Annotated in this window: 20 protein-coding genes; 8 read left to right on the top strand and 12 right to left on the bottom strand. The window is 58.2% G+C overall.

All coding sequences use genetic code 11. The annotated features are described in order from the left end of the window. Positions 1-64 precede the first annotated feature (64 nt). Positions 65-1,846, bottom strand: a complete 1,782-nt coding sequence (locus tag BLV81_RS01930) for a ShlB/FhaC/HecB family hemolysin secretion/activation protein (protein ID WP_092351873.1) — start codon at positions 1,844-1,846, stop codon at positions 65-67. Between the two features lie 348 nt (positions 1,847-2,194). Here BLV81_RS01930 and BLV81_RS01925 point away from each other — a divergent pair, with 348 nt between their 5' ends. Further along, entirely contained in the window at positions 2,195-3,484 is a 1,290-nt protein-coding gene (locus BLV81_RS01925) for a TCR/Tet family MFS transporter (RefSeq protein WP_255364869.1), read from the top strand. Positions 3,485-3,529: 45 nt separating this feature from the next. Here the strand turns inward: BLV81_RS01925 and BLV81_RS01920 are convergent, their stop codons facing one another. From BLV81_RS01920 to BLV81_RS01905, 4 genes are all read right to left on the bottom strand, one after another. Next, positions 3,530-4,672 carry an acyltransferase family protein gene (locus BLV81_RS01920; RefSeq protein ID WP_255364868.1) on the bottom strand — a complete coding sequence of 381 codons (1,143 nt, stop codon included), beginning with the start codon at positions 4,670-4,672 and terminating at the stop codon, positions 3,530-3,532. Between the two features lie 142 nt (positions 4,673-4,814). Beyond that, a complete protein-coding gene (locus BLV81_RS01915; protein ID WP_218134235.1) occupies positions 4,815-6,164 on the bottom strand; it encodes a sigma-54-dependent transcriptional regulator in 1,350 nt (449 codons plus the stop codon). Next, a complete protein-coding gene (locus BLV81_RS01910) occupies positions 6,161-7,954 on the bottom strand; it encodes a sensor histidine kinase (RefSeq protein ID WP_092351869.1) in 1,794 nt (597 codons plus the stop codon). Before BLV81_RS01910 ends, BLV81_RS01915 begins: the two co-directional genes overlap by 4 nt. A 15-nt stretch (positions 7,955-7,969) precedes the next feature. Beyond that, positions 7,970-9,331, bottom strand: coding sequence for an MFS family transporter (locus tag BLV81_RS01905; protein ID WP_092351867.1), 1,362 nt, complete (start codon positions 9,329-9,331; stop codon positions 7,970-7,972). Between the two features lie 492 nt (positions 9,332-9,823). Between BLV81_RS01905 and BLV81_RS01900 the strand changes: the two genes are divergently transcribed. Further along, entirely contained in the window at positions 9,824-10,033 is a 210-nt protein-coding gene (locus BLV81_RS01900; protein WP_092351865.1) for a SlyX family protein, read from the top strand. A gap of 23 nt (positions 10,034-10,056) precedes the next feature. Here the strand turns inward: BLV81_RS01900 and BLV81_RS01895 are convergent, their stop codons facing one another. Further along, positions 10,057-11,868: an aminopeptidase P family protein gene (locus BLV81_RS01895; protein ID WP_092351863.1), complete on the bottom strand. Its 1,812-nt coding sequence runs from the start codon at positions 11,866-11,868 to the stop codon at positions 10,057-10,059. Positions 11,869-12,082: 214 nt separating this feature from the next. On the opposite strand from BLV81_RS01895, the gene fusA reads away from it, so the two are divergent. Next, entirely contained in the window at positions 12,083-14,200 is a 2,118-nt protein-coding gene (gene fusA, locus BLV81_RS01890) for an elongation factor G (RefSeq protein WP_092351861.1), read from the top strand. 79 nt (positions 14,201-14,279) lie between these two features. Here the strand turns inward: fusA and ribA are convergent, their stop codons facing one another. Then, entirely contained in the window at positions 14,280-14,954 is a 675-nt protein-coding gene (gene ribA, locus BLV81_RS01885; RefSeq protein ID WP_092351859.1) for a GTP cyclohydrolase II, read from the bottom strand. A 208-nt stretch (positions 14,955-15,162) separates the two neighbouring features. Here ribA and BLV81_RS01880 point away from each other — a divergent pair, with 208 nt between their 5' ends. The 4 genes from BLV81_RS01880 to BLV81_RS01865 are packed head-to-tail and all read left to right on the top strand — an operon-like array spanning position 15,163 to position 18,756. Further along, a complete protein-coding gene (locus BLV81_RS01880; protein WP_092351857.1) occupies positions 15,163-15,789 on the top strand; it encodes a paraquat-inducible protein A in 627 nt (208 codons plus the stop codon). Next, on the top strand, positions 15,786-16,496 hold the full coding sequence (locus tag BLV81_RS01875; RefSeq protein ID WP_369823781.1) for a paraquat-inducible protein A: 711 nt from the start codon (positions 15,786-15,788) through the stop codon (positions 16,494-16,496). Before BLV81_RS01880 ends, BLV81_RS01875 begins: the two co-directional genes overlap by 4 nt. Next, positions 16,493-18,139, top strand: coding sequence for a PqiB family protein (locus BLV81_RS01870; protein ID WP_092351855.1), 1,647 nt, complete (start codon positions 16,493-16,495; stop codon positions 18,137-18,139). Before BLV81_RS01875 ends, BLV81_RS01870 begins: the two co-directional genes overlap by 4 nt. Continuing rightward, positions 18,139-18,756 (top strand): PqiC family protein, encoded by a 618-nt coding sequence (locus BLV81_RS01865; RefSeq protein WP_092351853.1) that lies wholly within the window; start codon positions 18,139-18,141, stop codon positions 18,754-18,756. Before BLV81_RS01870 ends, BLV81_RS01865 begins: the two co-directional genes overlap by 1 nt. Before the next feature lie 17 nt (positions 18,757-18,773). Here the strand turns inward: BLV81_RS01865 and BLV81_RS01860 are convergent, their stop codons facing one another. From BLV81_RS01860 to BLV81_RS01840, 5 genes are all read right to left on the bottom strand, one after another. Further along, on the bottom strand, positions 18,774-19,508 hold the full coding sequence (locus BLV81_RS01860; RefSeq protein ID WP_092351851.1) for an rRNA pseudouridine synthase: 735 nt from the start codon (positions 19,506-19,508) through the stop codon (positions 18,774-18,776). A gap of 96 nt (positions 19,509-19,604) precedes the next feature. Next, positions 19,605-19,829 carry a hypothetical protein gene (locus BLV81_RS01855; RefSeq protein ID WP_092351849.1) on the bottom strand — a complete coding sequence of 75 codons (225 nt, stop codon included), beginning with the start codon at positions 19,827-19,829 and terminating at the stop codon, positions 19,605-19,607. Positions 19,830-19,932: 103 nt separating this feature from the next. Continuing rightward, positions 19,933-21,492, bottom strand: a complete 1,560-nt coding sequence (locus tag BLV81_RS01850; RefSeq protein ID WP_092351847.1) for a CYTH and CHAD domain-containing protein — start codon at positions 21,490-21,492, stop codon at positions 19,933-19,935. A gap of 99 nt (positions 21,493-21,591) precedes the next feature. After that, positions 21,592-22,023 (bottom strand): universal stress protein, encoded by a 432-nt coding sequence (locus tag BLV81_RS01845; RefSeq protein WP_092351845.1) that lies wholly within the window; start codon positions 22,021-22,023, stop codon positions 21,592-21,594. 97 nt (positions 22,024-22,120) lie between these two features. Next, a complete protein-coding gene (locus BLV81_RS01840; protein ID WP_092351843.1) occupies positions 22,121-23,563 on the bottom strand; it encodes an aldehyde dehydrogenase family protein in 1,443 nt (480 codons plus the stop codon). Positions 23,564-24,008: 445 nt separating this feature from the next. Between BLV81_RS01840 and BLV81_RS01835 the strand changes: the two genes are divergently transcribed. After that, complete coding sequence (locus BLV81_RS01835; protein WP_092351841.1) at positions 24,009-26,690, top strand: TonB-dependent receptor plug domain-containing protein; 2,682 nt, start codon at positions 24,009-24,011, stop codon at positions 26,688-26,690. Position 26,691: the final 1 nt, after the last annotated feature.

The raw sequence follows: 26,691 nt of genomic DNA, 5'->3' as shown, positions 1-26,691 counted from the left end.
GCCGGCCGTCGTCTGCCTGGCCTGCTTTCTTATTTACTGATGCCCTGCTTTGATCACGTGCTCATCAAAAGGCGTAAGTCAGCGACACATATGGACTCCAGCGTTGCGTCTTGAAACCCTCTGGCTTATACAGCGGCGTGCCGATCGAGGCATCCATCTGCAACGCCTTCCATCTGCCGCGCACACCGATTGCCGTGCCCGCCAGCTTGCTGCCGATCAGGGACACCTCGCTGGGTCCCCAGACACGGCCAAAATCGATCCCCAGATAGACTTGCGTATCGACGCCGGCAACCAGATTGACAGGCATGCTAAGGTCGTTGCGGAAATAGAAGCCGCTTTCGGCCAGCAGCACGCTGTCGCCATCGAAGCCGCGCACACTGTAGCGATTGCCGATGGAAATCTGATCGACTGACAGCAGCGCATCGTTAGTCATTTGCCCATGCATCGAAGCGGTGTATTGGAAGGACTGTTTGCCCAGTGCAAACGGCTGGTTATAACTGGCGTTCAAAGTCCATATCTGCGGCCGGTTGGTCAGGTTGTCGACGCCGTCTTGCTGCGGAAGATCTTCCTGCGCACTGAACCACGGCATGCCGCGCTGATAACCCAGATCGATATCCAGATCTGCCTGTCCTATCAACTTCTTATAGGTGACTCCAGCTTCCAGCCGGGTAGTACGACGCCGCTGCACCACCAACTCGACGTCGTTCAGAAAACTATCGGCACGACGCGTCGCTACACCTGCATACAAACCGAATTTGGCCGAGGCGGTACGAATGAAGGTGCGATGCCATTTGAGTTCCGCCGTATCGCTGGTGCCGCTCGAAAGGAAGTTGACCGTGGTGCCCTGTACCACCTGCGCAAAGCGGCTGCGGCTATCGGAAATGGTAAAGGTGTTGTAACCCCAGGGAATGCTGTAGTTGACGGACGCACTCTGGCTGCGGTGATTGCTCTCCGGTCTTTCGAGATTGCTATTGCCGCTCAGGTTGAGAATGTCGTTCAGGCCGAGCGGATTGTCGAGCGCGAGATAAGCGGATAACTGAGGCCGCCCCAGGGTGTTGCCGCCCGAATTGTCGAGCGTGATACCGCCGCGGATGCGATCGCGCAGACTGCCGCTTTGCCGTTCAATAAAGACGACACTGGTATCCGCCTCTGCTCCCGGCTCGATGCGGGTAGCGACCGCCTGGCTCGGCAGGCGTTTCATTTGCTCGACGCCCTGCTCCAGATCGCGAATGTTCAGGACAGCGCCCGGCCCCAACGACGGAATGCCAGGAAAGGCGTTGCGCCAGGTACCCCAGTTATCATCCGCGGTCTGCTTGGCGTCGCCGGCCTTGACCATGCGTACTTCGCTGATGCGGCCGACATGCAGCACCAGTTCCAAAATACCGTTGTGCAGATTTTGTTGCGGCAAGCTGACGCGCGTGGTGGCGTAACCAAGCTCGATCAGCTTGGCGTCCAGCGCCGAGGCGATGCGGCTCAACCCTTGGACGCCGACGCAGCGATTCATGAACGGCAAAGCGGCATCCTGCAACCAGCTAAAGCGGCCGATTTGCTTGCCGCTCAGGGTCACTTCGCGGATCACGAAACATGGCGATTCAAGCGGCAGTTCGGTAGGGATTCTGGTCGATGCCGCCGGGCTCAGGACGTCGGCCTTGGGTTGCAATTGCTGCTGCTGTTCGCGCGTACGCTCTTCCTGCCGGCGCAGGCCTTCCGAGGCGCTGCGCTCGGCCACGGCGGTTTGCGCTATGCCGTCCTGCATGGCGGCAGTCAGCAAGAGCGTTACGCCGATCCCCTTTGCAAAACACAACACCCCCCCGTCACCTTTGCCTGATAAGGTGTTTTTCCCCATTTATTGCTTTCTATCTATTTTCCCTTGCGGAATTATAGTTAGAAAGTTAATTATCAATAATCAAATTGGGTACGAATTGTAAGTTTTTACAATAATTAATATACTTCATAGAAATTAGTTGTGAAATAACAACATAATTCAATTGCAAGGCACTTTTTCCGAACTGCCAATCCAGCCATGCTCGTTGATGAGTATTTCTCAACACCAACTGCATAATGTGCAGCCGGGCCGGCGCTAGCGCCTGGAAGTTGCAGACGTCTGGACTAGCTTTTAGATATCATGACAGGCGGCAGTCAGGCGACCCCGACCTGCCGCACAACACCAAACACCCCACCGGAGTAGCAACGCGTGACCAATCTCAAACCTCCCGCACAGAACCAGAGCCACGCCGCGGCCATGCCCTTCATCATGCTGACCGTATTGATCGACATGATCTCCATCGGCCTGATCATTCCGGTGCTGCCGGTGCTGGTCGGGAAATTCACCGGCTCGCAAGCCGACCAGGCATTCTGGTATGGCGCAATCGCCTTTGCTTTCGGCATCGCCAATTTTTTCGGCTCGCCCATTCTCGGCGCGCTGTCTGACCAATACGGCCGGCGGCCGGTGCTGTTGCTGGGATTTTGCGGCCTGGCGCTGAATTTTTTTGCGACCGCTTTTTCCACGGCGCTATGGATGCTGATTGTGGTGCGCCTGGTCGGCGGCGCGATGCAGTCCAACGCCGCGGTATGCAATGCTTATGTGGCCGATATCACCGAGCCGGAGCAGCGCGCGAAACGTTTCGGCATGATAGGCGCGATGTTCGGCGTCGGCTTTATCGTCGGGCCGGTGATGGGCGGTTTGCTGGGCGCGATCAATTTGCGCTTGCCCTTTATTGTTGCCGGCAGCCTGGCGTTGCTGAATCTGATGTACGGCTATTTCGTGCTGCCGGAGTCGCTGCCGCTTGAGCGGCGCCGTGCGTTCGGCTGGAAGGCGGCCAACCCTTTGAGCTCGTTACGCGCACTATCGCGCTTGAAAGCAGTCGGTCCGCTAGTTGCGGTGATTGCCTGCAACGGCCTGGCGCAATTCATGTTGTTTACCACCTGGGTGCTGTACACCACGTTCAAGTTTGGCTGGGGGCCGCTGGAAAACGGCCAGTCGCTGGCGGCGGTCGGCGTCATGTCGGTGATTGTGCAAGGCGTGTTGCTGGGGCCGCTGTTGCAGCGCTTCAGTCCGCAGCGGCTAGCGGTGATCGGACTGGTTTCCTCTACCGCCGCCTATCTCTTGTGGGGCGCTGCCAGCCAGTCATGGATGATGTATGCGGTCATTTTCGCCAATGTGTTCGGCGCTACCGTGAATGCTTCGATTCAAAGCATTATTTCCGGCGCCGTGGATTCGCACAGCCAGGGCCAGACGCTGGGAGCCGTCAGCTCGCTCAATAGCCTGATGGCGGTGATCGCGCCGATCATTGGCGCGCCGTTGCTGGGAATGGTGTCGCATTTGCCCAAGGGCGACTGGCGGATTGGCGCGCCGTTTTATTTTTGCGCAGTGCTGCAATTGGCGGCGCTGGTGCTGGCGTTCCTGCATTTCCGGCGTCAGCATCGCCAGCGCGCGGAGCATATGCCTGCCAGCAGCAGGCAGGAGATGGAAGATATGCTGTAAGCGCCTTCTCGGCGCTTACATGCGTTGTTACGTGTGTTTTGTAAATTAAGCCGCGACTGGGGCCTGCAACGCCAAACTTTGGCCGGATGCCCGCGCTGAAAGACGGCTCAGCGGGATTTCAACCCAACGATAGAAAATTGCGCCGGCGGCCAGGCTGGCAGCCCAGGCCAGCAGCATGCCGCCGGCCTGCAACAACGGCTGTGCCGCTACGAATTTGGCGAAGGCGGCGTTGACGATCAGGCAGACCGGGAAATGCACCAGGAAAATCGAGTAAGAGATCCTTCCGAAAGCGCGTACCCAGGCAAAACGCTGGCGCGACAGCAATATGCCGCGCCGGCTTACCAGCACCAATGCACAGGCTACCAGCAGCGCAACCGCGATGCGGCTGCGGAAATCGATCGCTAATGCATACAAGGTCGGCAACAGGATTGCAGCCATCAGCAGCGCTACCACGGCCGGCCGGCGCCCCAGGTCACGCGCCCACCAGGCAATCGCACCCAGGCCATAACTGCCAAAGAAATAGGGCGCCCAGGCGTCCCAGGAAGCATCGCGATTGAAGTACAGCAGCGATGCGCTGACGCCGATCACCACCAGCACCGGCGCCAGCCACGGCATGGCGCGGCGTTTGGCCAGGCCGCCGGTCAAGCACAGCAGCATGGTCAACAAAGCGTATAGCTGGAAATCGATGGCGACATACCAGGCGCCGGCAGAGATCGATTCATAACCTAATATTGAGTGCAGCAACAGTGCGTGGGCGGCCAGCTGCATTGCAGTCGGCATCGCCGAGATGGAGTAATGCGTCATCCACAATCCGGCCCAGGCTGAAGCGCCGATTGCCAGTACGGTCGCCACCAGGAAAGGCGGCACCAGCTTCATGTAACGGCGCCACAAAACACGTAGAGGATCGGAAATGGTGGAGGTGCCCTGCGGCGACAGCGACTTGGCCGCCAGGAAACCGCCGACCACCAGGAACACCTGGACCGCGATGCGGGCGTAATCGTCCAACCAATTGATCAGCGTCGGTGCGATGGGACGGACGTGATCAGCCATCGGCCCGTAGAACGCCAGATGGTGCAAGACTATCAATTGCGCAGCGATGACCTTTAACAGGTCGATAAAACCGAATTGAAAATTGGGACTACGGTCTGGTGCTTTGAATGAGCCTGAAGGCAGCGGTGAAGCGCTCATTGTGACATCCATGTTGAAAAAGATGCCCATGATAAAGATTCAAGTGCGCTTGTCCAGTGGAATAATGTTTTGTAACATCTCCCAGTTTCAACAACTTGTTGTCTGAACAGCACGATTTACCTGGCGCAAGCTCATGCCTTGCTTATGTTTTACCTACGGCCAGCTGATATTTCTTGATTTTGTCGTACAGGGTTTTCTTGGGCAGGCCCAGCCGATCTGCGGCGATGGCGACGTTGCCGTTGCTGATATTGAGCATTTCTGCGATCAGCATGCGCTCATAGATATCCATTTGCTGCGGCAGCGGCACGGCGCCGATGACATCGCCCTGGCTGGCAAGATCGGCTACGCCCTCTGCCACTCCCAATACCAGCCGGTCGGCAAAATTGCGCAACTCGCGCACGTTGCCGGGCCAGTCGCGGGTTTGCCATTGCGCCATTTGCGCCAGCGTCCATTGCGGCAACGGCCGCTGATAACGAATCGCCGCGCCCTGGATGAAATGCGCCAGCAACAGCGGAATATCTTCGCGCCGTTCATTCAGGCGCGGCAGGTCTATGCTGACTACGCCGATACGGTAATACAAATCCTCGCGAAAACTGCCCTGCGCACTCATCTGCAGCAGATTGGCCTTGCTGGCGGCGATGATGCGGCAATCGATGGCGATCGCTTCGTTGCCGCCGAGCCGCTCCAGCTTGCGTTCTTGCAGCACGCGCAGCAATTTGACCTGCAGGGCCAGAGGCATGCTTTCAATTTCATCGAGAAATACCGTGCCGCCCTTGGCATATTCCAGTTTGCCGATGCGTCTTTTCTGAGCGCTGGTGAACGCCCCGGCCTCATGGCCGAAAATTTCGCTTTCGAATACGGTTTCCGGCAATGCGCCGCAGTTGATGGCGACAAACGGGCCGCTGCGGCCGCTGGCGAGATGCAACTGGCGCGCCACTACTTCCTTGCCGCTGCCGGTCTGGCCGTTGATCAGGATATCGACCATGCTCGGCCCGACGCTGCGGATCATGGTCCGGACGCGCTCGATTGCGCTCGACTGGCCGATCAGGCTCGGCATGTCCGGATGCGCCGCCCAGGCGGCTTTCAGACGCCGGTTCTCGATAATCAGGCTGCGCTTTTCCTGCGCCCGGTGAGCGGTTTCCATCAAGCGTTCAGCGGCAAACGGTTTTTCGATGAAATCGTAGGCGCCGGCGCGCATCGCGTCCACCGCCATGCTGACGTCGCCGTGGCCGGTGACGACAATCACGGGCAAGTCGGGATCCATCGTCACTATATGCGTCAACAGCTCCAGGCCCGAGCGGCCGGGCAAGCGCACGTCGGTGACAATCACGCCGGCAAATCCGGCGCTCAGCCATGGCTGCGCCTGCTCTACGCTATCGCAAGCGTGGACGGTGAAACCACCCAGTTCCAGCGTCTGGGCGATCGCCTCTCGCACTGCCTGTTCGTCCTCGATCAATACTGCTTCCAGCGTCACCACCCTTACCTCCGTCAAGACTCCACAGTTTCCAGCAAAGGAATGCGCAGCACGAATTCGGCGCCGCCTTCGCTGTGATTATCCGCCGTCAGCCGGCCGCTCATCGCCTGCACGATGGAAGATGAAATGGCCAGGCCCAGGCCCAAGCCCTTGCCGGACGGCTTGGTGGTAAAAAACGGCTCGAACAGATGCAGAGCGACCTGCGCCGGAATACCGGGCCCGCAGTCGCGAATCCGGACCACCGCCTCGCCCGCTTCGCATTCCAGCAGCAGGGAGACGGTTTTTTGTTCGGCATTATCCACCGCGTCCAGCGCGTTGCGCAACAGATTGATCAGCACCTGCTCGGTCCGCACCGAGTCGCCGACCACCTGGGCCGGATGGCGGATATCGATCTGCAGTGTGGCGCCATGGGTCTGGAATTCGTTGTTCAACAACAATGCCGCCGCCTCTATCGATTTCGGCAAATCTATGACGGCTACCGCTTCGTGGCTCTTCCTGGAGAAGCCGTTGAGTTGCCCGACTATCTTGCCCATACGAGCGCTGGCGTTGCTGATGTGGCTTAGATTTTCAGTCGCTTTATCAGCTTGCCCGCGTGTCAGGAAAGTCATGGCGTTGTCGGCAAAGGCGCGGATCGCTGCCAGCGGCTGGTTCAATTCGTGGGCAATGCCAGCCGCCATTTGTCCCAGCATGGCCAGCTTGCCGGCCTGGATCAGCTTGTTCTGGGTTGAACGCAGCAAGTGCTCGGTTTCTTTCAATTTAGCGTATTTGGCTTCCAGCGTTTGATTCGCCACCCTCAGCTCCTGGGTTCTTTGGGCGATGGTCCGATCCAGGCATTCGGCCGATACCAGCCGTTCCTCCAGGCGCCGCCGGCGCTGGTATAACGCCCACAGGGAAATTCCTGCAATCGCCAGCAACAGCACCGCCGCCAGCGTCCACAGCATGGCGATGCGGGCGATCCGCGCTTGCGAAGGAAATAACATGAGCTGCCATCCCAGCCGACCGATGCCGCGTGTGACGTGCTGGCCGAATTCCGCCCTTTGCGGCTTCGGCAGCGACGCCACCGGCGTAATCGCTTGATCCGCGTACTGATGGGTGCCGGCCAGGTCTTGCTGTATCGCGCCGTTCAGCGGATACAGGCTGTGATATTTCCAGGCCGGGCGATTACTCAAGAACACCACCCCGCTGCTGTCCACCAGGGTAATCGGCTCTTCGCTGCTGCGCCAGGTATGTTCGAATTCGGTCAGGTCTATCTTGACCACCATCACGCCCAGCGCGGCGTTCGCACCGTTTGCGCCATTTCCGGCCGCGCTGGCATAGATAGGCTGGGCGATGAAGTAACCAGGCACATTGGTAGCATTGCCGATACCGTAAAAACGTCCGGCATTGCCTTTGATCGCATCGCGGAAATAAGGGCGGAAACCGAAATCCCGGCCGACAAAACTGGTAGGCGTATCCCAGTTGCTGGAAGCCAGCGTCAGGCCTTTGCGATCCAGCACGTAAATCGCCACCGCCTCCGATTGCCGCTGGATCAATTGCAATGTCTGGTTCAGGTGTTGAATGTTGCGCTGGTCGTCCGGTTGCGCCAGCGCTTGCAACACATCCGATTGGAAGCCAAGGGCAAACGGCAGCGTCTCGAATTTCTGCAGTACGGATTCGAGGTCGAGCGCAATGATTTGCAGCTGCCGCTCGCTGGCTGCACCGATATCGCTGCCGGCCTTTCTGCTGGCCAGTACATAGGTGCTCAACACCACTGCAATGACGCTGGCGATGGCCAGTACAGTCCACAGCAGCGGCTTTTTTGCCGTCATAAGGTCAGCCAGACTCTAACGTGAAGCGGCAAGCTGGCCATCCGCGGTGTATCTTGACGCTTCAAGCGGAACGTCCTTGAGAAGACCTTCCTTGCTTGGGTCGCGCATCTTGTAGGCCACGACGAAAGCCACTGCGCACATCGCCGACACATACCAGTAGAAAGTCGGTTCCATGCCAGCCTTTTTCAGTTCGAGCGCGACAAATTCTGCAGTGCCGCCGAACAATGCGTTCCCCACCGCATACGACAAACCTACACCCAGTGCGCGCACTTCCGTCGGAAACATTTCTGCCTTGATCAAGCCGCTGATGGAGGTATAAAAACTCACGATCGCCAGCGCCAGGATGATGAGCCCGAACGCTGCATAAGGATTCGTCACATCTTTGAGCGCATGCAAAATCGGCACCGTCGCTACGGTTGCCAGCGCACCGAACCAGAGCATTGAGGTGCGACGGCCGATCCTGTCGGAGAGCGCGCCGAACAACGGCTGCATCAACATGTACACAAGCAGCGCCACAGTCATCACGTTGCTGGAGGTTTTCGCGCTCATGCCGGCGGTGTTCACCAGGTATTTCTGCATGTAAGTGGTGAAGGTGTAGAAAATCAAGGAGCCGCCGGCGGTGAAGCCGACCACCGTCATAAATGCTCTTTTATGTTTCATCAAGCCGGCCAAAGTGCCGGCGTCCTTGTTCTTGCGGGTCTCCGCAGTCGAGGTTTCGCTCAGCGATTTACGCAAATACAGTGCAACCAAGGCTGCTAGCGCACCCAAAACGAAAGGAATGCGCCAGCCCCAGGCGTGCAATTGCTCGGAAGTCAGGACTTGCTGCAAGATGACCAGCACCAGCACTGCCAGCAACTGGCCGCCGATCAGGGTCACGTACTGGAAGGAGGCAAAAAATCCACGCCGTCCTTCCAACGCGACTTCACTCATATAGGTAGCGCTGGTGCCGTATTCACCGCCCACCGACAAGCCCTGGAACAGGCGCGCCAGCAGTAGCAGCGCAGGCGCTGCGTAGCCTATGCTAGCGTAGGTCGGCAGGCAGGCGATCATCAACGAGCCGCCGCACATCATCAGCACCGAGATCATCATCGCCGTGCGCCGGCCGCGTTTATCCGCGATCCGTCCGAATAGCCAGCCGCCGATCGGCCGCATGAAAAAGCCGACCGCAAATATGGCGGCGGAATTGGCTAATTGCGTGGTTGGATTACTGCTAGGGAAAAACATAGGTGCAAAATAAATCGCACAAAACGAGTAAATGTAAAAATCGAACCATTCGACCAGATTGCCGGACGAGGCGCCGACGATGGCAAAGATGCGCTTTCGGGTGTCTGCGGAGGCGGCCTGGGCAGCCTGGGCGGACGGATGAAGGGTGGACATGGATATCTCCTGGTTTTAGTGTTTTTTATACAATCCCGGCAATCACCGTGCATCTGTAGCTTGCATGCAAGCTACATCATGCCATTCAGATGGCACAAGTGGCAAAGGGGGATTAGCTGACGATGGTTATAGCCAGGCGGAATGCCAGGCGACCAGTTTGATGCAGTAAAGCACGGCTGTTTTGCGGCGCATTTTTTATCTCCTGTTGATTATGTTTTTATAGAAGACATTGCAGACTTCGTGCCAGTGCGAAAGAAAAATCTAAGTACTTGATTTATTGGGGATAAGCGTAAAGCAAAGGGAAATTTTTGGCAAATTTCGTGCGGAAATCCGGAATCGCGCCTTTACCCGCTGCGGATTTCCGCGCAGCGGCTTCGCTATCGGGTGACCGCTATAAGATGATATTTAGGGCGGCCCTCGGCAGCGCTATTGCGCTACCATCTGGCCTGCAGCAAACAAGTAACAGCAAGGAAACACCAAGGAAACCGGAAAATGAATCAAGAAGAACGCATGGTCGACATCGAAATCAAGCTTACCCGGCAAGACGATATGCTGGACGAGCTGAACAAGCTGGTATACCGGCAACAGTTGAAGATAGACCAGCTCGAAACCCTGTGCGCGGCTTTGGCGCGGCGCATCAAAGATACTGCGGATAACAATAATGCAGGCCAGCCCGCCAACGACCGGCCGCCGCATTATTGATTAGCTGCTACCGGCGATTGCCGTCAGAGCGCCTCGGTCCTGCTCTCCAGCCACTGCTTGGCGTCGCCCTGCACGTGCGGCGACAAACGTTTCCTGACCTCGGCATGATAGGCATTGAGCCAAGCGATTTCGTCGCTGCGCAACAAGCCGAGATCCAGGCAACGGCTATCGATCGGGCATAAGGTCAGCGTCTCGAACCGCAGATACTCGCCGAATTCGGTGGTCTGCGCCGACTGGTTCAGCACCAGGTTTTCAATCCGCACGCCCCAGCGGCCGGGGCGATAGATGCCTGGCTCTATCGAGGTAATCATGCCCGGCTCCATCGCCGTATGCGCATCCGGCGCGGCGCTGCCGGCAATGACTTGCGGGCCCTCATGCACATTCAGGAAATAACCGACGCCGTGACCGGTGCCGTGGCCATAGTCGATGCCTGCGGCCCAGATCGGCGCCCGCGCAATGGCGTCCAGCAAGGGCGATTTGATCGCGCGCGGGAACTGCGCCGAAGAGAGCGCAATCACGCCTTTCAACACCAGCGTGCAATCGCGTTTTTGCGCTGCCGACGGCTGGCCGATCGGCACCATGCGCGTAATGTCCGTGGTGCCGCCCACATACTGGCCGCCGGAGTCGATCAGCAGCAAGCCGTCGCCGCTGATGGTAGCGTGCGATTCAGCGCTGGCCTTGTAATGCGGCATGGCGCCGTTGGCGTTAAAGCCGGCAATGGTGGCAAAACTCGGACTGACAAAACCCGGGCGGCGCGCCCGCGCTGCCGTGATATGCGTATCGACCATCACTTCGGTAACGGTTTCCTTGCCCAGCGCCTGCTCCAGCCAGGCAAAAAATTCGCATAGCGCGGCGCCGTCCTGCTCCATGGCTGCCCGCACATGCGTTATCTCGGCTATGCTTTTGCGCGACTTGGCAAACGTGGTGGGATTGATTGTTTCCACCACCTTGACCGCAGCCGGTACAGCTTGTCGCAAGCCCAGCGTGACGCGGCGCGGATCGAGCAATAATGTGGCGCCGGCAGGCAAGGCCGCCAGTGATTCGGATGCCTGCTCATAGGGCGCCAGCGTGACGCCGTCCTGGCGGAGAAGATCGCGCAAGGCCGGCGGCACTTTGCCGTCGGCGACGAATAGCGTGCTTTGCTTCGGCCCGATCAGTGCATGGGCAACGAACACCGGATTGTAATTGACGTCGGCGCCGCGTAAATTGAACAGATAGGCAATATCGTCCAGGGTGGAAATGAAGTGCCATTGCGCGCCGTGCTGCTGCATGGCCTGGCGTAACTGCTCCAGCTTGGCAGCACGCGACAGCGGCGCATGCGATGCTTCGTGCTGATATACCTCGGCCATCGGCAAGCCCGGCCGTTCGTTCCAGATTTCGCCCAGCACATCGAGATCGGTGCGCAATTTGCTGCCGCCTTTGCTGAGCGCCTGTTCCAGCGCACGGGCCATGGCCAACCCGAGCACCGCGCCATCGACCGCCAGCGTCTGGCCGGCCGGCAGATTGGCAGCCAGCCAGTCGAGATGCAGCAAACTGCTGCCGGTCGGTGTTTTCATCAGTACGATTTCAGTGCCCGCCAGTTCCGCTTCCGCCTGCGACCAGTAGCGGCTGTCGGCCCACAGACCAGCGAAATCGGCGGTAATGATCAGATTGGCGACGGAACCGGTGAATCCCGACATCCATTCACGGCCCTTCCAGCGTCCCGGCAAATACTCGGACAAATGCGGATCGGCGGAAGGAATCAGGCAGGCATCAACATTGTGCCCTTGCATGGCGCTGCGTAATTGCTGGATACGCTGGGCAGCGGTATTCTGGGAAAAGGTTCTGGCGTTCATAGAGGTCGGGGTAGGATTAACAATACGAGACGATTTGGAGGGACTGATTCGGGTAGATTCAGCCACTTGCCGTTAAGCCGCCAAGCATACCACCGGAAGGAAAAAAACGGTGTCTTGCATCGGCCGCCACTGACAATCGAAAAAACGGGTAAGCTCACACGTCACAGCAGCTGCAAAAAACTGATCATCATAATTTCTCCAAGAGGAAATCGTCATGACCCGCAAAACACCTATTGAGCGCTATCGCAATATCGGCATCAGCGCCCATATCGACGCCGGCAAGACCACCACCACCGAGCGTATCCTGTTTTACTCCGGCGTCAGCCACAAGATCGGCGAAGTGCACGACGGCACCGCCACCATGGACTGGATGGAACAGGAGCAGGAACGCGGCATCACGATCACCTCGGCCGCCACCACCTGTTTCTGGCAGGGCATGGCGGGCAATTATCCGATTCATCGTATCAATATCATCGATACCCCGGGCCATGTCGACTTTACGATTGAAGTCGAACGGTCGATGCGGGTGCTGGACGGCGCCTGCATGGTCTACGATGCTGTCGGCGGAGTCCAGCCGCAATCCGAAACCGTCTGGCGCCAGGCCAACAAATACACGGTGCCGCGCCTGGCCTTCGTCAACAAGATGGATAGGGTCGGCGCCGATTTCTTCCGCGTGCACCAGCAAATCCGCGACCGCCTCAAGGGCAATCCGGTGCCGGTGCAGATTCCGGTCGGCGCCGAAGACAATTTCCACGGCGTGGTCGACCTGATCAAGATGAAGGCCATCATGTGGGACGACGCCAGCCAGGGCGTCAAGTTCGAATACATCGAGATTCCGGCGGCATTGCAAGCCAGCGCCCAGGAGTGGCGCGGCCGCATGATGGAAGCGGCCGCCGACGCCAGCGACGCCATGATGAAAAAATACCTGGATGGCGCCGATATCAGCGAAGAGGAAATCAAGGCGGCCCTGCGCCAACGCACCATCGCCGGCGAGATCGTGCCGATGCTGTGCGGCAGCGCCTTCAAGAATCGCGGCGTGCAGGCGTTGCTGGATGCCGTGATCGATTTCTTGCCGGCGCCGACCGATATTCCGCCAGTCAAAGGCCATGATCAGGACGACCTGATTGTCGAAAGACGCGCCAGCGACGATGAAAAATTCTCCGCCCTCACCTTCAAGATCATGACCGATCCGTTTGTCGGCCACCTGAGCTACTTCCGGGTCTATTCCGGCGTGCTGGTTTCCGGCGATACGGTGTTCAATCCGAATAAAGGCAAAAAGGAAAGAATCGGCCGCGTGTTGCAGATGCATGCCAACCACCGCACCGAAATCAGCGAAGTGTACGCCGGCGACATCGCCGCCGCGGTCGGCCTCAAGGAGGCCAGCACCGGCGACACCCTGTGCGATCCCGGCAGCATCATTACGCTGGAAAAAATGGTGTTCCCGGATACCGTCATCTCGCAAGCGGTGGAGCCCAAGACCAAGGTCGACCAGGAAAAAATGGGCGTTGCGCTCAGCCGCCTGGCCGAGGAAGACCCGTCGTTCCGGGTAAAAACCGACGACGAATCGGGCCAGACCATCATTTCCGGCATGGGCGAGCTGCACCTGGAGGTATTGGTGGAACGCATGCGGCGCGAGTTCGGCGTCGATGCTACGGTCGGCAAGCCGCAGGTCGCCTTCCGTGAAACCATACGCAAGATCTGCGAATCCAGCGAAGGTAAATTCATCAAGCAATCAGGCGGCCGCGGGCAATACGGCCACGTAGTGCTGAAACTGGAGCCGCAGGCGCCGGGCAAGGGCTTCGAATTCGTCGACGCCATCAAAGGCGGCACCGTGCCGCGCGAATATATTCCAGCGGTAGAAAAAGGGGTGCGCGAAACCCTGGCTGCCGGCGTCCTGGCGGGTTATCCGGTGGTCGACGTCAAGGTCACCCTGTTCTTCGGCTCTTCGCACGATGTCGATTCCAACGAAAATGCGTATCGGATGGCGGCCTCGATGGCCTTCAAGGATGGCTGCCGCAAAGCCAGCCCGGCCTTGCTGGAACCGATGATGGCGGTAGAAGTCGAGATGCCGGAAGAAAAAATGGGCGATGTCATCGGCGACCTGTCGTCGCGGCGCGGCATGATCCAGAGCATGGACGACATCCCGGGCGGGGTCGGCAAGATTGTCCGGGCGGAGGTGCCGCTGGCCGAAATGTTCGGCTATTCCACCACGCTGCGTTCGCTGACCCAGGGACGGGCTACCTATACGATGGAGTTCAAGCATTATGCGGAAGCCCCCGCCAATGTGACCGATGCGGTGGTGAACTCCAAGCATGTAGCGTCCAAACATTGACGGTGTGCCGGGCAAGGGGCGGAGCTGCAGCAGCTCCGCCCCTTGCCCCGTATTTAATTTACAGCCGGGTTACGCCGATTCACAACTCGTTTTCGTCCAGATCGTGTTCCAGGCCGTCCACCGGCAGCAGGTGGCCCAGTTTCACGGCCTTGGTGTCGAGGTAACGGGTATTGAACGGATTGCGGTTGAGAATCAGGGGAATCCGTTCGACCACGGTGACGCCGATTTTTTGCAAAGCCGCCACCTTGCGCGGATTGTTGGTCATCAGGCGCAAGGCCGTGATATCCAGATGCTCAAGCATGGTTTCGCATATGCTGTAGTCACGCAAATCGGCGGCAAATCCCAACTGCTGGTTGGCTTCCACCGTGTCGGCGCCACCGTCTTGAATATGATATGCACGAATCTTGTTGATCAAGCCGATGCCGCGTCCCTCTTGGCGTAAATACAGTATGGCGCCGCGCCCCTCCGCCGCGATTTTTTGCAAAGCGCCTTCCAGCTGCGCGCCGCAATCGCAACGCTGGCTGAACAAGGCGTCGCCGGTCAGGCATTCGGAATGGACGCGCGCCAGCACCGGCTCGCCGTCGTTGACTTCGCCCAAGGTCAGGGCCAGATGCTCTTTGCCGGTGGCGTGTTCGATAAATGCATGCAGCTGGAAGGTTGCCCAAGGCGTCGGCAGCGCGCACGAAGTCACATACTCCAGTTGTTGATCGGCTACGGCGGCAGGTAAGCTGCCTTTATTATTAGTGCTGCTCATTTGATGAATTTTCGGTGAATAAAAGGCATGTAATTACCTAAATGCCATGCCTGCAACATGTGTTTCAGACTTGGCATCGTTTAATTTAACCGTCATTTTACGAGTATTCGAAAAAACACGTGTGGCGCTTCTGTACTCCGTCCTAAAATCCGGGCAGGATGATGCAGATTATTGTTAGAATCTCATCCACTCAATTTTTCAAGTGTTTATGCGCGAAGTCCCCGACCTGATTGCTTGCGAAGGATGCGATGCGCTATATCGCAAGGTGCAGCTGCGCCGCGGAGAGATTGCCCACTGCCCGCGTTGCGGCACCGAACTGGAGCGCGATCCCGGCCGGCAGCGCGAGCGGATCTTGCCGCTGACCGTGGCCAGCCTGATCATGTTTATGCTCGCCAACAGTTTCCCGATCGTCGAAATCGAGCTGCAAGGCTTGAGCAGCCGCACCACCTTGTTCGGCGCCGTGCTGTCGCTGAGCGCCGAGGGCATGTCGCTGGTGGCTTTGCTGGTGCTTGCCACCACTATCCTGTTTCCGCTGTTACAGCTGTTGTTCCTGTTTTATCTGCTGGTATCGCTGGTGAAGCAGCGCCGTCCCTTCGGCTTTAGCTGGCTGGTACGCGCCATGCAAAGCCTGCGGCCCTGGGGCATGATCGAAGTATTCCTGCTCGGTGTGCTGGTGGCGGTAGTCAAGCTGTCGAACATGGCGACCGTGATCCCCGGCGTCGCCCTGTGGGCGTTCGGCGTGCTGACGGTATTGTTGACCGCGGTGATTTCCTTCAATCCCCGGTATTTCTGGCAAATGGCTTATTCGGAGCAAAACCGGGAAGGTCCCGCATGAACGCCGGCACCGCCGCCACCGTCGCTGTTTCCATGCCAGCCGAAGACGAAGACCTGGCGGCACCGACTGCTGCCGGCCTCGGCATGATGTCCTGTCATCATTGCGGCACGGTCTGGCAAGAAGTCCGCGAACATGAGCATTGCGACCGCTGTGGCAGCGCGCTGCATCAGCGCAAGCCGGACAGCATCCGGCGCAGCTGGGCTTTCCTGATCGCCGCCTGCATCATGTACATCCCCGCCAACCTGATGCCGGTGATGATCACCAAGACCTTGCTCGGCGTGCAGGAGGATACGATCATGAGCGGCGTCATTTATTTCTGGGTGTCCGGCGCCTGGGAACTGGCCGCGATCATTTTCATTGCCAGTTTTCTGGTGCCGCTGTTCAAACTGGCATCCTTGATTTTACTGACATGGACGGCGCAAAAACGCAGTCGCTGGCGCCGCCTGGAGCGCGCCAAATTGTATCGGCTGGTAGAGATCATCGGCCGCTGGTCGATGCTGGACGTATTCGTGGTATCGCTGCTGGCCGGCCTGGTGCAGATTGAAGGATACGCCAAGATTACCGCCGGCTTCGGCGTGCTGGCGTTTGCTTCGGTGGTGGTATTGACGATGCTGGCCGCCCTCAGTTTCGATCCGCGCCTGAGCTGGGACGGCGGCGGCGATGAAATTGATAAAAATCAGAGCAAGAAAAACGAAAGTACAAGATGAGTGATGAAAACGTCCCGCCTAACGTCCCGCCTCCCGCCTTGCCGCCTTTACCGGAACCCAAGCTGAGCCGCAAACGCGACTGGCTGCCTTCGCTGATCTGGCTGATCCCGATTGTGGCCGCAGTAGTCGGCTTGACGCTGGTGGTCAAGATCCTGATCGAACGCGGGCCATCCATCACCATCACTTTCCGCACGGCGGAAGGTTTGGAGGCCGGAAAAACCAAGGTCAAATACAGGGATGTCGATATCGGACTGGTGCAGACCATCACCTTGAGCAAAGATCGTTCACACGTCCTGGCGAACGTGCAACTGTCGAAGGAGGCCGAAAGCTTCACCGCCGCCGACACGCGCTTTTGGGTAGTCCGGCCGCGGGTGGCGGCTTCCGGCGTTTCGGGCCTGGGGACCTTGCTGTCGGGCGCGTATATCGGCGCCGACGCCGGTACTTCCAATGATAAAAAACATGAGTTTACCGGGCTGGAAGTACAGCCGATCGTCAGGATCGACGCTTCAGGCAAGCAATACATGCTGCACTCTACCGACATCGGCTCGCTGGATATCGGCTCGCCGGTCTATTTCCGCCGGATCAAAGTCGGCCAGCTGGCCGCTTTCGACCTGGACGCCGACGGCAAAGGCGTCACGCTGCGTATTTTCATCGATGCGCCCTACGACAAATTCATCGGCGTCAACACCCGCTTCTGGCATGCCAGCGGCTTCGACATGCAGATCAATGCCAGCGGCTTCAAGCTGCGCACGCAATCGCTGGCAACCGTGGTGTTGGGCGGCATAGCGTTCCAGTCGCCGGATGACGAACTGGGCATGACTGCCAAGGAAAACACGACTTTCAACCTGGCCGCGGACGAAGAAGCCGCCTTGAAGGAACCGGATGGCCCGTCGGAAACCGTCGTGATGTATTTCAACCAGTCCTTGCGCGGCTTGACGCCGGGAACCACGGTCGACTTCCGCGGCGTGGTCCTGGGCGAGGTCAAATCGATAGGCATAGAATACGATGCCAAACGCCGTGAATTCAGCATGCCGGTGGCAGTCCAGATATATCCGGAGCGGCTGGGGCGCAAATATGCCGAAGACGACCGGCACTCGATCTATACCGCCAAACAGCGTCTGCAATACATGGTCAGCCGCGGCTTGCGGGCGCAACTGCGGACCGGCAATCTGCTGACCGGCCAGCTGTATATCGCGCTCGACTTTTTCCCGAAAGCGCCGCCGGTAACTGTCGATACCTCGACTGCGATAATCGAGTTGCCGACCATTCCGAACAGCCTGGATGAAATCCAGTCGCAGATTGCAGAAATCGCCAAGAAGCTCAGCAAAGTGCCATTCGACCAGATCGCCGCCGATTTGCAAAAAACGCTGGGCACCTTGAACCGTACCTTGCTCAATGCCGAACAGCTGACCAAGAGCCTGAATAACGATGTCGCGCCGGAAATCACGGCGGCAATGAAAGACGTGCGCACCACGCTGGACAACGCCAACCGCACCCTGTCCGACAACGCGCCGCTGCAGCAAGACATCCGCCAGACCTTGCAGGAACTGACGCGCTCGGCAGCATCGGTGCGGGTCTTGACCGATTACCTGGAACGCCATCCGGAAGCACTGATCCGCGGCAAGCAAGAGGGAAATAAATAATGACATCGATCCTATCGACGCGCTTCAGCGCTATCGCCGTTGCACTGCTGCTGGCCGGCTGCGCTTCCGCGCCGACGCGCTTTTATACGCTCTCGGCGCCGCCTCAAGCCACGCCGGCCATCCAGAATGCGCGCATATTCATCGACGTCGCTCCCGTCACCTTGCCGGAACGCCTGGCGCGGCCGCAGCTGGTGGTCAGAAGCGCCGGCAGCGCTTCCGGCGCCCGAGTAGACATCCTGGAGCAGGAGCGCTGGTCTGCGCCGTTCAACAGTGAATTGCGGGATGCCTTGGCTAGCGGCATTGCCAATCGCCTGGGCGCGATCGATGTCAGCCGCAGCGGCCGGCCGGCAGATCAGCCGGTCTACCGGATTGCTGTGGAGTTGCGTGAATTTGACGCCGTGCCCGGGGAAAAAGTGCAAGCCACCTACGGCTGGACCATCAGCCGTTCCGATAACACGCGCAGCAGCGCTTGCCAGTTAAGCGTAAGCGAAGCGGTGGCCCCGGGTATTGATGCCCTGGTGCTCGGCGTGCAGCGCACGGTGGCTGATGCGGCCGACGGGATTGCTGCCAATGTAGTGGCGTTCAAGGCGAACGCCGCTGCGGCTTGCAAAGGCTGACAGACCTCAGGCGCCGCTTAGAACCGTTCGTAACCCAGCAGATAACGCCATTCACCGAGCGCCAGGCCGGCCATCGGCAGGCGGCCGATGCGGATGCGTTTGCTGGCGACCACCTGCAGCCCGACTTGTTCGCACATATGCACGATCAGGCCGCGCGGCGGCGCCTTGAGGGCGAAACGCAAACGCCTTTCGTTTTGCCAGCTGACCTTGATCGGCGGCAGCGGCTTGCGGTTGAAGCTCAGGCCGTGATTGAGCAGCTTGAGGCCGTCAGGAATGATATCGCCGGCCACTTCGACAATAAATTCATGTTCGATCTTGGCGGCGTCGTCAACCAGTTTGCGCGTGATCCGCCAATCCTGAGTGAAAACCAGCAAACCGCTAGCCAGGGTTTCCAACGGCTCGATCAAGTTCAGATTGGCCAGGTGGCGCTTCAGGAAACGCAATTCGGCGCGGTCGTCGGCAGCACGCTTGCCTGGCACAATCAACTGTGAGGCCAGCTCGCTCAGCGCCGGACCGGCAAACAGATCGAGACCTGCGGGTTTATGAAACAGGATGGTCACCGGATCTTGCGGTTCGCATGTGGCTCCCTCCGTCAGTTCAACTTGTTGCTGCGAACTGATGCGCAAGCCCGGCTCCTCCACCACTTTGCCATCGACCTTGACCCAGCCGCCCTCGATATATTGTTCGGCTTCGCTGCGGGAGCAGGAAACCAGGTCGGCGAGACGTTTTGCAAGGCGGATGGATTCGGTCATTGATCAGATCGGTAAACTGGGGAACTACGTGAGAAAATGCGGGAAACATCGCGGGCGGCCATTGTAAGCGCCTGAAGCCTGACTTATTTGCCAAACTTATTTACGATACAGTTCGGGTCGCGACTTGTTGCGCTGTTCGTAAATCGTCTTGGCGTCTGCGCGCGCACGTTCCAGGGTACGCATGGCGGGATCGTCGTCATGCAAGGTAAAAAAATCCGCAGCTTGCGCCCGCATCACGTATTTGATTGCGGCTTCATCTTTCAGATCGTAGAGCTCGACCATCAAGGTGGTGACTTCGTCCAGGTATTCTTCGTAGGTCATGATTTCACTCCGGTGTTTCTAGCTAGGCTCACCTTCATCCACGGTGTTACAGGAAGAGCCCGGCGGGCGTATTTTGCACCAAATAGGCCTAAGGACCAAGCAATCAGGACGAATGGACCTTCACCGGCGGCTTCAGCGCGACGAATCTCTGCCATAAGCGGGCAGTTTCAGCTTTATTGCGTTTTCGACCAGAATCCAATAGCTTGAGAGCCAGCTTGCAGGACTCGGTCAGCCCGGGAGCCAGTTCGGGATGCAGATCGGCAATCTGCTGCAGCAGCTTGCCGGCCACGCTGCGATCGTTGGCGGCGCCCAAATCATCTTGCAGATCGGCTAGTGCAGCGACATAAGCATGACTGCGTTTAGGCGGCAAATAGGCTTCGAAAAATTCCGTGGCATAGCGCATTTTTTTGGCTGCGATCCTTATCCGATGACGCCTGGCGGCGTCATGCTGTTTGATATGGCTGCCACGCTTCAATAATTGTCTCTGCAAGCTTGCCAGTTTCTTGCATGCGAATTTCTTCAAAGGCGAGGACAGCGCAGTTATCTGCTCTGCGCTCAACTCCTCACGCCAGCGCTGTCCCTCGATCCAGCTTCCAAGCAGCAACAGCAAACGCGTATAAGCGCGAGAGTCGACTGCGATTGCGGCGGCATGGCGATACCTGCCTGCCTCGCTGAAGGCAAGCTGCCGCAAGCTATCCAACCGCGCCTGATCCGGGCAATGCCTCACCGCATCAGCCAGCGTGGCGACCGCCAGCACTTCCCAATCGCGTGCGGGCCCTAGCGTGGCTCCCAGCCACTCCAGCTGATCCGATATTTCCGACGGAACCGGAATCGTGTTTTTAAACAGGCTGAGCACAGCGCGCAAGCGCCGCAATCCGACGCGCATCTGATGCAGGTTTTCCGGATCGACGCCATGCACAACCCCATCTTCATTGGCTTGCATGTGGGCCAGGCAGTTGCCGAGCAATATCTGGAACCCCTGCTCCAGCGTCAGCGCGGGCGCCAATTTGACAGCTTGCGCTTTGGCGACGGTAGGCGCCTGCGGCGAATGCAGGGCATAGCCGCGCTCGGCCTTGCTGGCGTTGGCGGCGCGCAGCGGCACGGCATGTTGCAATGCCAGCGCCAACTCGAACAAACTCGCCGCCGCGCCGGATTTAAGCTCCAGTTCGATTTCGCTGATCGGCACGCTGCTGTCGCCATGGCGGATTTCTCCCTGATCCAGGGCCAGTTCCACCTCATCCCCTGCCTGCGATCGCAGCAGCCAGATGGTGCGCTGGAATTGCGTCGTAAATATCGCTTGCAAACGGTCTGCAAGGCCCGGGGCAGACAACAGTTCGGCCACCGGCGTGCCGGACTGCAGCAGTCTCTGCAAGGCGGGCACATCAGGCGCCGCGCCGCCGATATCCGACTCCCATTCCGGCCGCTGATGCAAGCCGGCCGCAGCCTGGCCGCCGCTCTTGCAGGTCTGGACCCAGCGCCCTCCTACTTTGCGCACCCGTAGCGCGGTATGATTCTTTTGCAGATACAGGTCGGGCGTATCAAAATAAATGCTGGTCAGCTGCCGCGATTGCGGTTTTCCGGTCGCATAGTGTTTTAACAAGGGGTAGCGTTTGAAGCTAGCGACATCGCCGGGAGCAAGCAATAGTTTTAATTCTATTTCCATGTCTTAAGCATATTTCTTCTGGTTCGGAAATTCACACTGATCGTCGTAGGCAATCAAGCAGATCTTGTTGTGCTGCGTACTGCTCCCGCCGCCCGCACATCAACAACGTACGGCAACGAGTATGCTGGCTTTCACTCTCTCGATCAGCAGCGCATCCATAGAGCCGCGCCACCAGCGCATGGCAAATGTCTTATGGCGAGAATGGCCGACGATGATGAGATCGATCCCCAGCACATCAGCCAGTGCGCCTATGACTTCGACCGGCTCGCCCAGCTGAAGATGGGGCACCACGTTCAAGCCGGCCGCCGCCATCAGCGCGCGCCCCCGCTCCAGTTCCTGCTCCATCATTTCCCTCTCGGTAGTGAAGGCAAGCTCCGGCGCATACCCCCCGGCCATGCCATGCGGAGAAAGCTGAACCACCGCCAGCAAATGGACTTCTGTCGAGGGAGGCGGACTCATATGGATACATTCGTGCAGAGCCGACTGGCTTTCCGGCGTGCCGTTATAGGCCACCAAAATCTTCTTGTACATGGCATTCTCCTGTCGCTACCTGTGCCTCACATACAGGTATTGTGCGCCATTTACATGTCGATGTATTGCAACGTTCAGTTAGCGGTGATCCCCGGGTTCAAACGGTCTTGACGAACAAGGAAATCAGCTTACGCGTCAAGCTCGTATAAGGCGGGTAGAACATTTTGGCAAGCATGATGCGGTTGCGCACCACCGCCCTTTCGTGCGAAAACGCCAGGAAACCATGGTGGCCGTGGGCACTGCCGATGCCGGAATTGTTGACGCCGCCGAAAGGCAGGTTGCCATGCAGGAACTGCACCACGCAATGGTTGATGCAAGCGCCTCCCGAGCTTGTCTGCTGCATCACCTTGGCGATATTTGCCTGTTTGCGGCTCCAGACATACAGGGCCAGCGGCTTGGGTTCGGCGTTGATGCGGGCAATCACCGTATCCAGCTGCTCATAGCTGATAATCGGCAGCAGCGGCCCGAAGATTTCTTCGCTCATGATTTTTGCTTCGTCCGGAATGCCGTCCAGCAAGGTTGGCGCAATGTAGCGCTGGACTTCATCGACCACGCCGCCGGTGACTATCCGCGCGCCGCGCGCCGTGGCGTCGTCCAGCAGGGTTTTGACCCGGGCGGTATGGCGTTGATTGACGATACGCGCCAGGCTGGTGCTATCGATTTGCTGCGCGCCCTTGCCATAGGCACTCTCCAGCGCCGTCACGCAGTGCCCGAGAAAAGCCTCCTTGACGCTGGCGTGGACATAGATGTGATCGGGCGCGATGCAGGTCTGGCCATTGTTGGTGAACTTGGCCCAGAGGATATTTTGCGCGGCAGCTTGCAGGTCGGCGGTCTCATCGACAATCGTCGGCGATTTACCGCCGAGTTCCAGCGTGACGCTGGCCAGGTGCCTGGCCGCCGCCGCCATCACAATCTTGCCGACCGCCGGCGAGCCGGTGAAAAAGATATGATCGAAAGGCAGGTCCAGCAATGCCTGCGCGACCGGGGCATCGCCTTCGAACAGCGCCACTTCGTCTTCGGCGAATACCGCGCGAATGATCTTGCCGATGACGGCTGAAGCGTGCGGCGTCATTTCCGACGGTTTGATGATCACGGTATTGCCTGCAGCCAGCGCCGAGACCAGCGGCCCCAGGCTCAGGTTCACCGGATAATTCCACGGCGCCACAATCAATACGCGGCCCTTGGGTTCGTACTGGGTATACGCCGAAGTGCCGATCATCATGCGCGAAGGCCAGACTTTCTTCGGCTTCATCCAGCTGCCCAATTTGCGGATGGCGTCGTTGGCTTCGGCGATCACCGGCAGGATTTCGGTCAGATCGACTTCGGCGGCAGGTTTGCCGAAATCGGCAAAACCGGCGGCAATCACCTCATCCTTATGCGCCAGCAGCGCGCTCTTCAATTTCCTGATTTTCAGCAGGCGCTCGGCCTTGCCTGATTGCCGCAGGCGCAGAGCAGTGGCTCGCTGAGCATCGAATACGCGCCGGATCTCTTGGCGGGTCTGATCAAATTCAGTGTCGGCTGGAGTCGTCATTGTGTTCATGGCTTGCCTTTTACATTTATGTTCAGCAATTAAAGCACATCGCACTTGGCGCAGGACCGGGTTTTAGTCGAGGAGTTCTTCAATTTCTCTGACACCATCGTTGGCTATCGCGGCCTCGAAATGTTCTATGCCGGATTACTGAAAAACAGCAAGCAACTTACCCTATTTCTTACTGGAATGCTGCCAAAAGGAAAATAAAACAATAAAAATCTAAGGGAAAGACTAAACATTTGCGGCGAATCGAATCCAGCCAGAGATTAGTGCAAAATAAACAACATCCTCCCAACGCAGCACCGCGCCCTGGGATGTTGTTTGTTATGCGGCCGCACCTGTCCGTATCAACGTAGCTGGAAAACCTGCTTAACGAGTGACCTACCCAGTCGCTTGCAACAAAGCATAAAGCGAAATCGATCATTTCCTTTTATAAAAACGGAGACCTTCCCAGATGAATAAAATTCTTTTGCCATCTACCCTGGCGGTAGCCAGCCTCATCCACCTGCCTCTCGCCTTTGCCGCCGACCAAGCCAGCGGCGCCACGCCCGACACTCTTGAACGCATCACCATTACCGGATCAAACATTTCGCGCGTTGATACAGAAGGCCCGACCGCCGTTGAAATCATCAAAAAATCGGAGATCGAAAAGTCCGGCGCCAGCACCGTGCTTGAACTGCTAAGCAAACTGCCGTCCGTTACCGTGGAGTTGAGCGGCAATAGCAGCAGATCGTTCGCCAGGGGCGCGGCATCGGTGGCGCTGCGCGGCCTGGCGGCAAAATACACTTTGATTTTATTAAACGGCCGCCGTCTGGCCAATTACGGCTTTGCCAATAATGCCGAAGATACATTTGTCGACTTGAACAGCTTGCCGCTGGCGGCGATCGAATCGGTTGAAATCTTGCGCGACGGCGCTTCTGCGATTTACGGTTCCGATGCCGTTGCCGGCGTCATCAATTTCAAAACCAAGCGCAACTATCAGGGCGCCGAAGCGACGGCAAATCTCGGGACGAATGAAAAAGGCGATGGCGGCACCGCCGGCGCCAGCGTCACCGCAGGCTGGGGCGATCTGAACCAAGATGGGCGCAATTTGCTGCTGACGGTTGATGTATTGCGCCGCACTCCCTTATCGAGCGACAAACACGACGCCACCGCCAATCGCGACTTCAGGCGTTTTGGCGGCAGCGACAACAGGAGCATAGACCGTTATCTAGGTAGCCTGTACGACTTCACCACCGCCGAACCCGGCTTTGTCATTCCGGGCTGCCGCGGCACTGTTGGACTAAACGCTGGCGGCGACACGCGCTGTTTCACCAATCCTGTAGTCCGGCTTTCTCCTGAAATACTGCGCGGCGGCATTTCGGCAATTTTTACCAAACGTATCAGCGCCCAAGACGAGTTGTTCGGCGAAGCGTCATATAGTCACAGCGAGAGCACCACGCAACGCGATTTCCCGCAATTCGACAGCGCTTTTATCGGCAACACCGCCGGCTCGACCAATCCGGGCCTGGCCAATTTACCGGGGGCCAGTGCAGACGGCTCGCTGCAAGGATTTACGCCGGGCGATCAATTGCGCGTGTACCGCAGCATGTATGAAGCTGCGCCTATGCAAAACAAAGTCAGCGGCGACAACGTGCGCCTGGTAGGCGGCTGGCGCGGCGCAATCGGCAAGTGGGACAGCGAGGCCGCCGTCAGCCTCAACCAAAATCGACTCAGCGACATCGGCTCGAATGCGGTCTTGAAAGACGCATCATCGGCATCGCTGCAAAACGGCCTGCTTGGCAAAGACGGCTACGATCCATTCGCTTATTGGAATCCGGCCAGCGTGGTCGATCCGCTGCTGACTTCCACAAAGCGGGTCGCGACCTCGCGTCTCGGGACCGTCGACTGGAAAATGTCGGCTCCCGGCTTGTTTTCGTTCAATGGCGCACCGCTAGGTTTTGCCTGGGGCGCGCAAGCCAGCCGCGAGTCCATCGACGACCGCTCGGATGCGCTGGCCGTTGCCGGCAAGATTGCCGGCCTGGGCGCTCTTAGCAGCAAAGCCAGTCGCGCTGTATATTCGCTGTATGGCGAATTCAATGTACCGCTATTGCGACAGGTCGAAATGCAATTGGCCTTGCGTGGCGACCACTACAGCGATTTCGGCAATTCGATCAACCCGAAAATCGCTGTGGCCTGGCGGCCGTCAAATCAGCTCTTGCTGCGCGGTTCCGCCACTACTTCATTCAAAGCCCCTACCTTGCCGGAGATTGCGTCAACCACCACTGCCTACACAACGGTGGCCGACCGCGCCCGCTGCGGCCCGCTCGGCTATGTCGGCGCTGATTGCAGCTATGGCCCCAAAGTCTACCTGCAAGGCAATCCAGAGCTTAAAGCTGAAACCGCCAACAACTACTCCTTCGGCGTCGTGTGGCAGGCATCTAAAGACCTGTCCGCAGCGCTGGACTGGCATGGCATCAAGCAGCGCAACACGATTCAGTCGCTCGACTCGCAATACATTCTGGATAACGAGGACATCATTCCTGGTTACGCGGCACTGGTTGGGCGTGACCCTCGTAATGCGGCGCTGGAAAAACGCTATCCCGGACTCAATAAAGGCCGGATCAACAGCATCACCTCGCCATATGTCAACGTCGGCAGAATTGACCTCCAGGGCCTCGATCTGGATGTGAAATACGATCTAGCTCTCGGCAGCTGGGGCAAGCTCAAGCTCCGCGAAGCCAACAATTACACGCTGAGCTTTAAGCAAAGCACCACGCCGGGTGCGGCGCCAATGAGCCGACTGGATTCAATCAATCATCCGAGATGGAAAAACTCCTTCCGCACTGCTTACGAATATGCCAGCCACGAACTGGCCCTGACGGCCAGAACCTACGCCGGCACCCGCAATATCGATGACCCGATCCACTCCCAGGACCCAGCCATCACGAATGCACGTATTCCGGCATACACGGTATGGGACATGAATTTCAACACCAAACCGATGAAAAACCTGACATTGAATTTTGGCGCCAACAATCTGTTTGACAAGGCCCCGGTGTATGCAAGTTCGTCATACGTCAATACTTTCGTTCAGAGCACCAATGATCTTGTAGGACGCTTTATCTACGCCAACATGCGTTATCAATTTCAATAGC

This window comes from Collimonas sp. OK242, assembly GCF_900107095.1.
In the GTDB taxonomy this organism is placed as follows: Bacteria; Pseudomonadota; Gammaproteobacteria; order Burkholderiales; family Burkholderiaceae_D; genus Collimonas.
The sequence above is the reverse complement of the archived record's forward strand: the minus strand, read 5'-3'. Positions and strand labels throughout refer to the sequence as shown.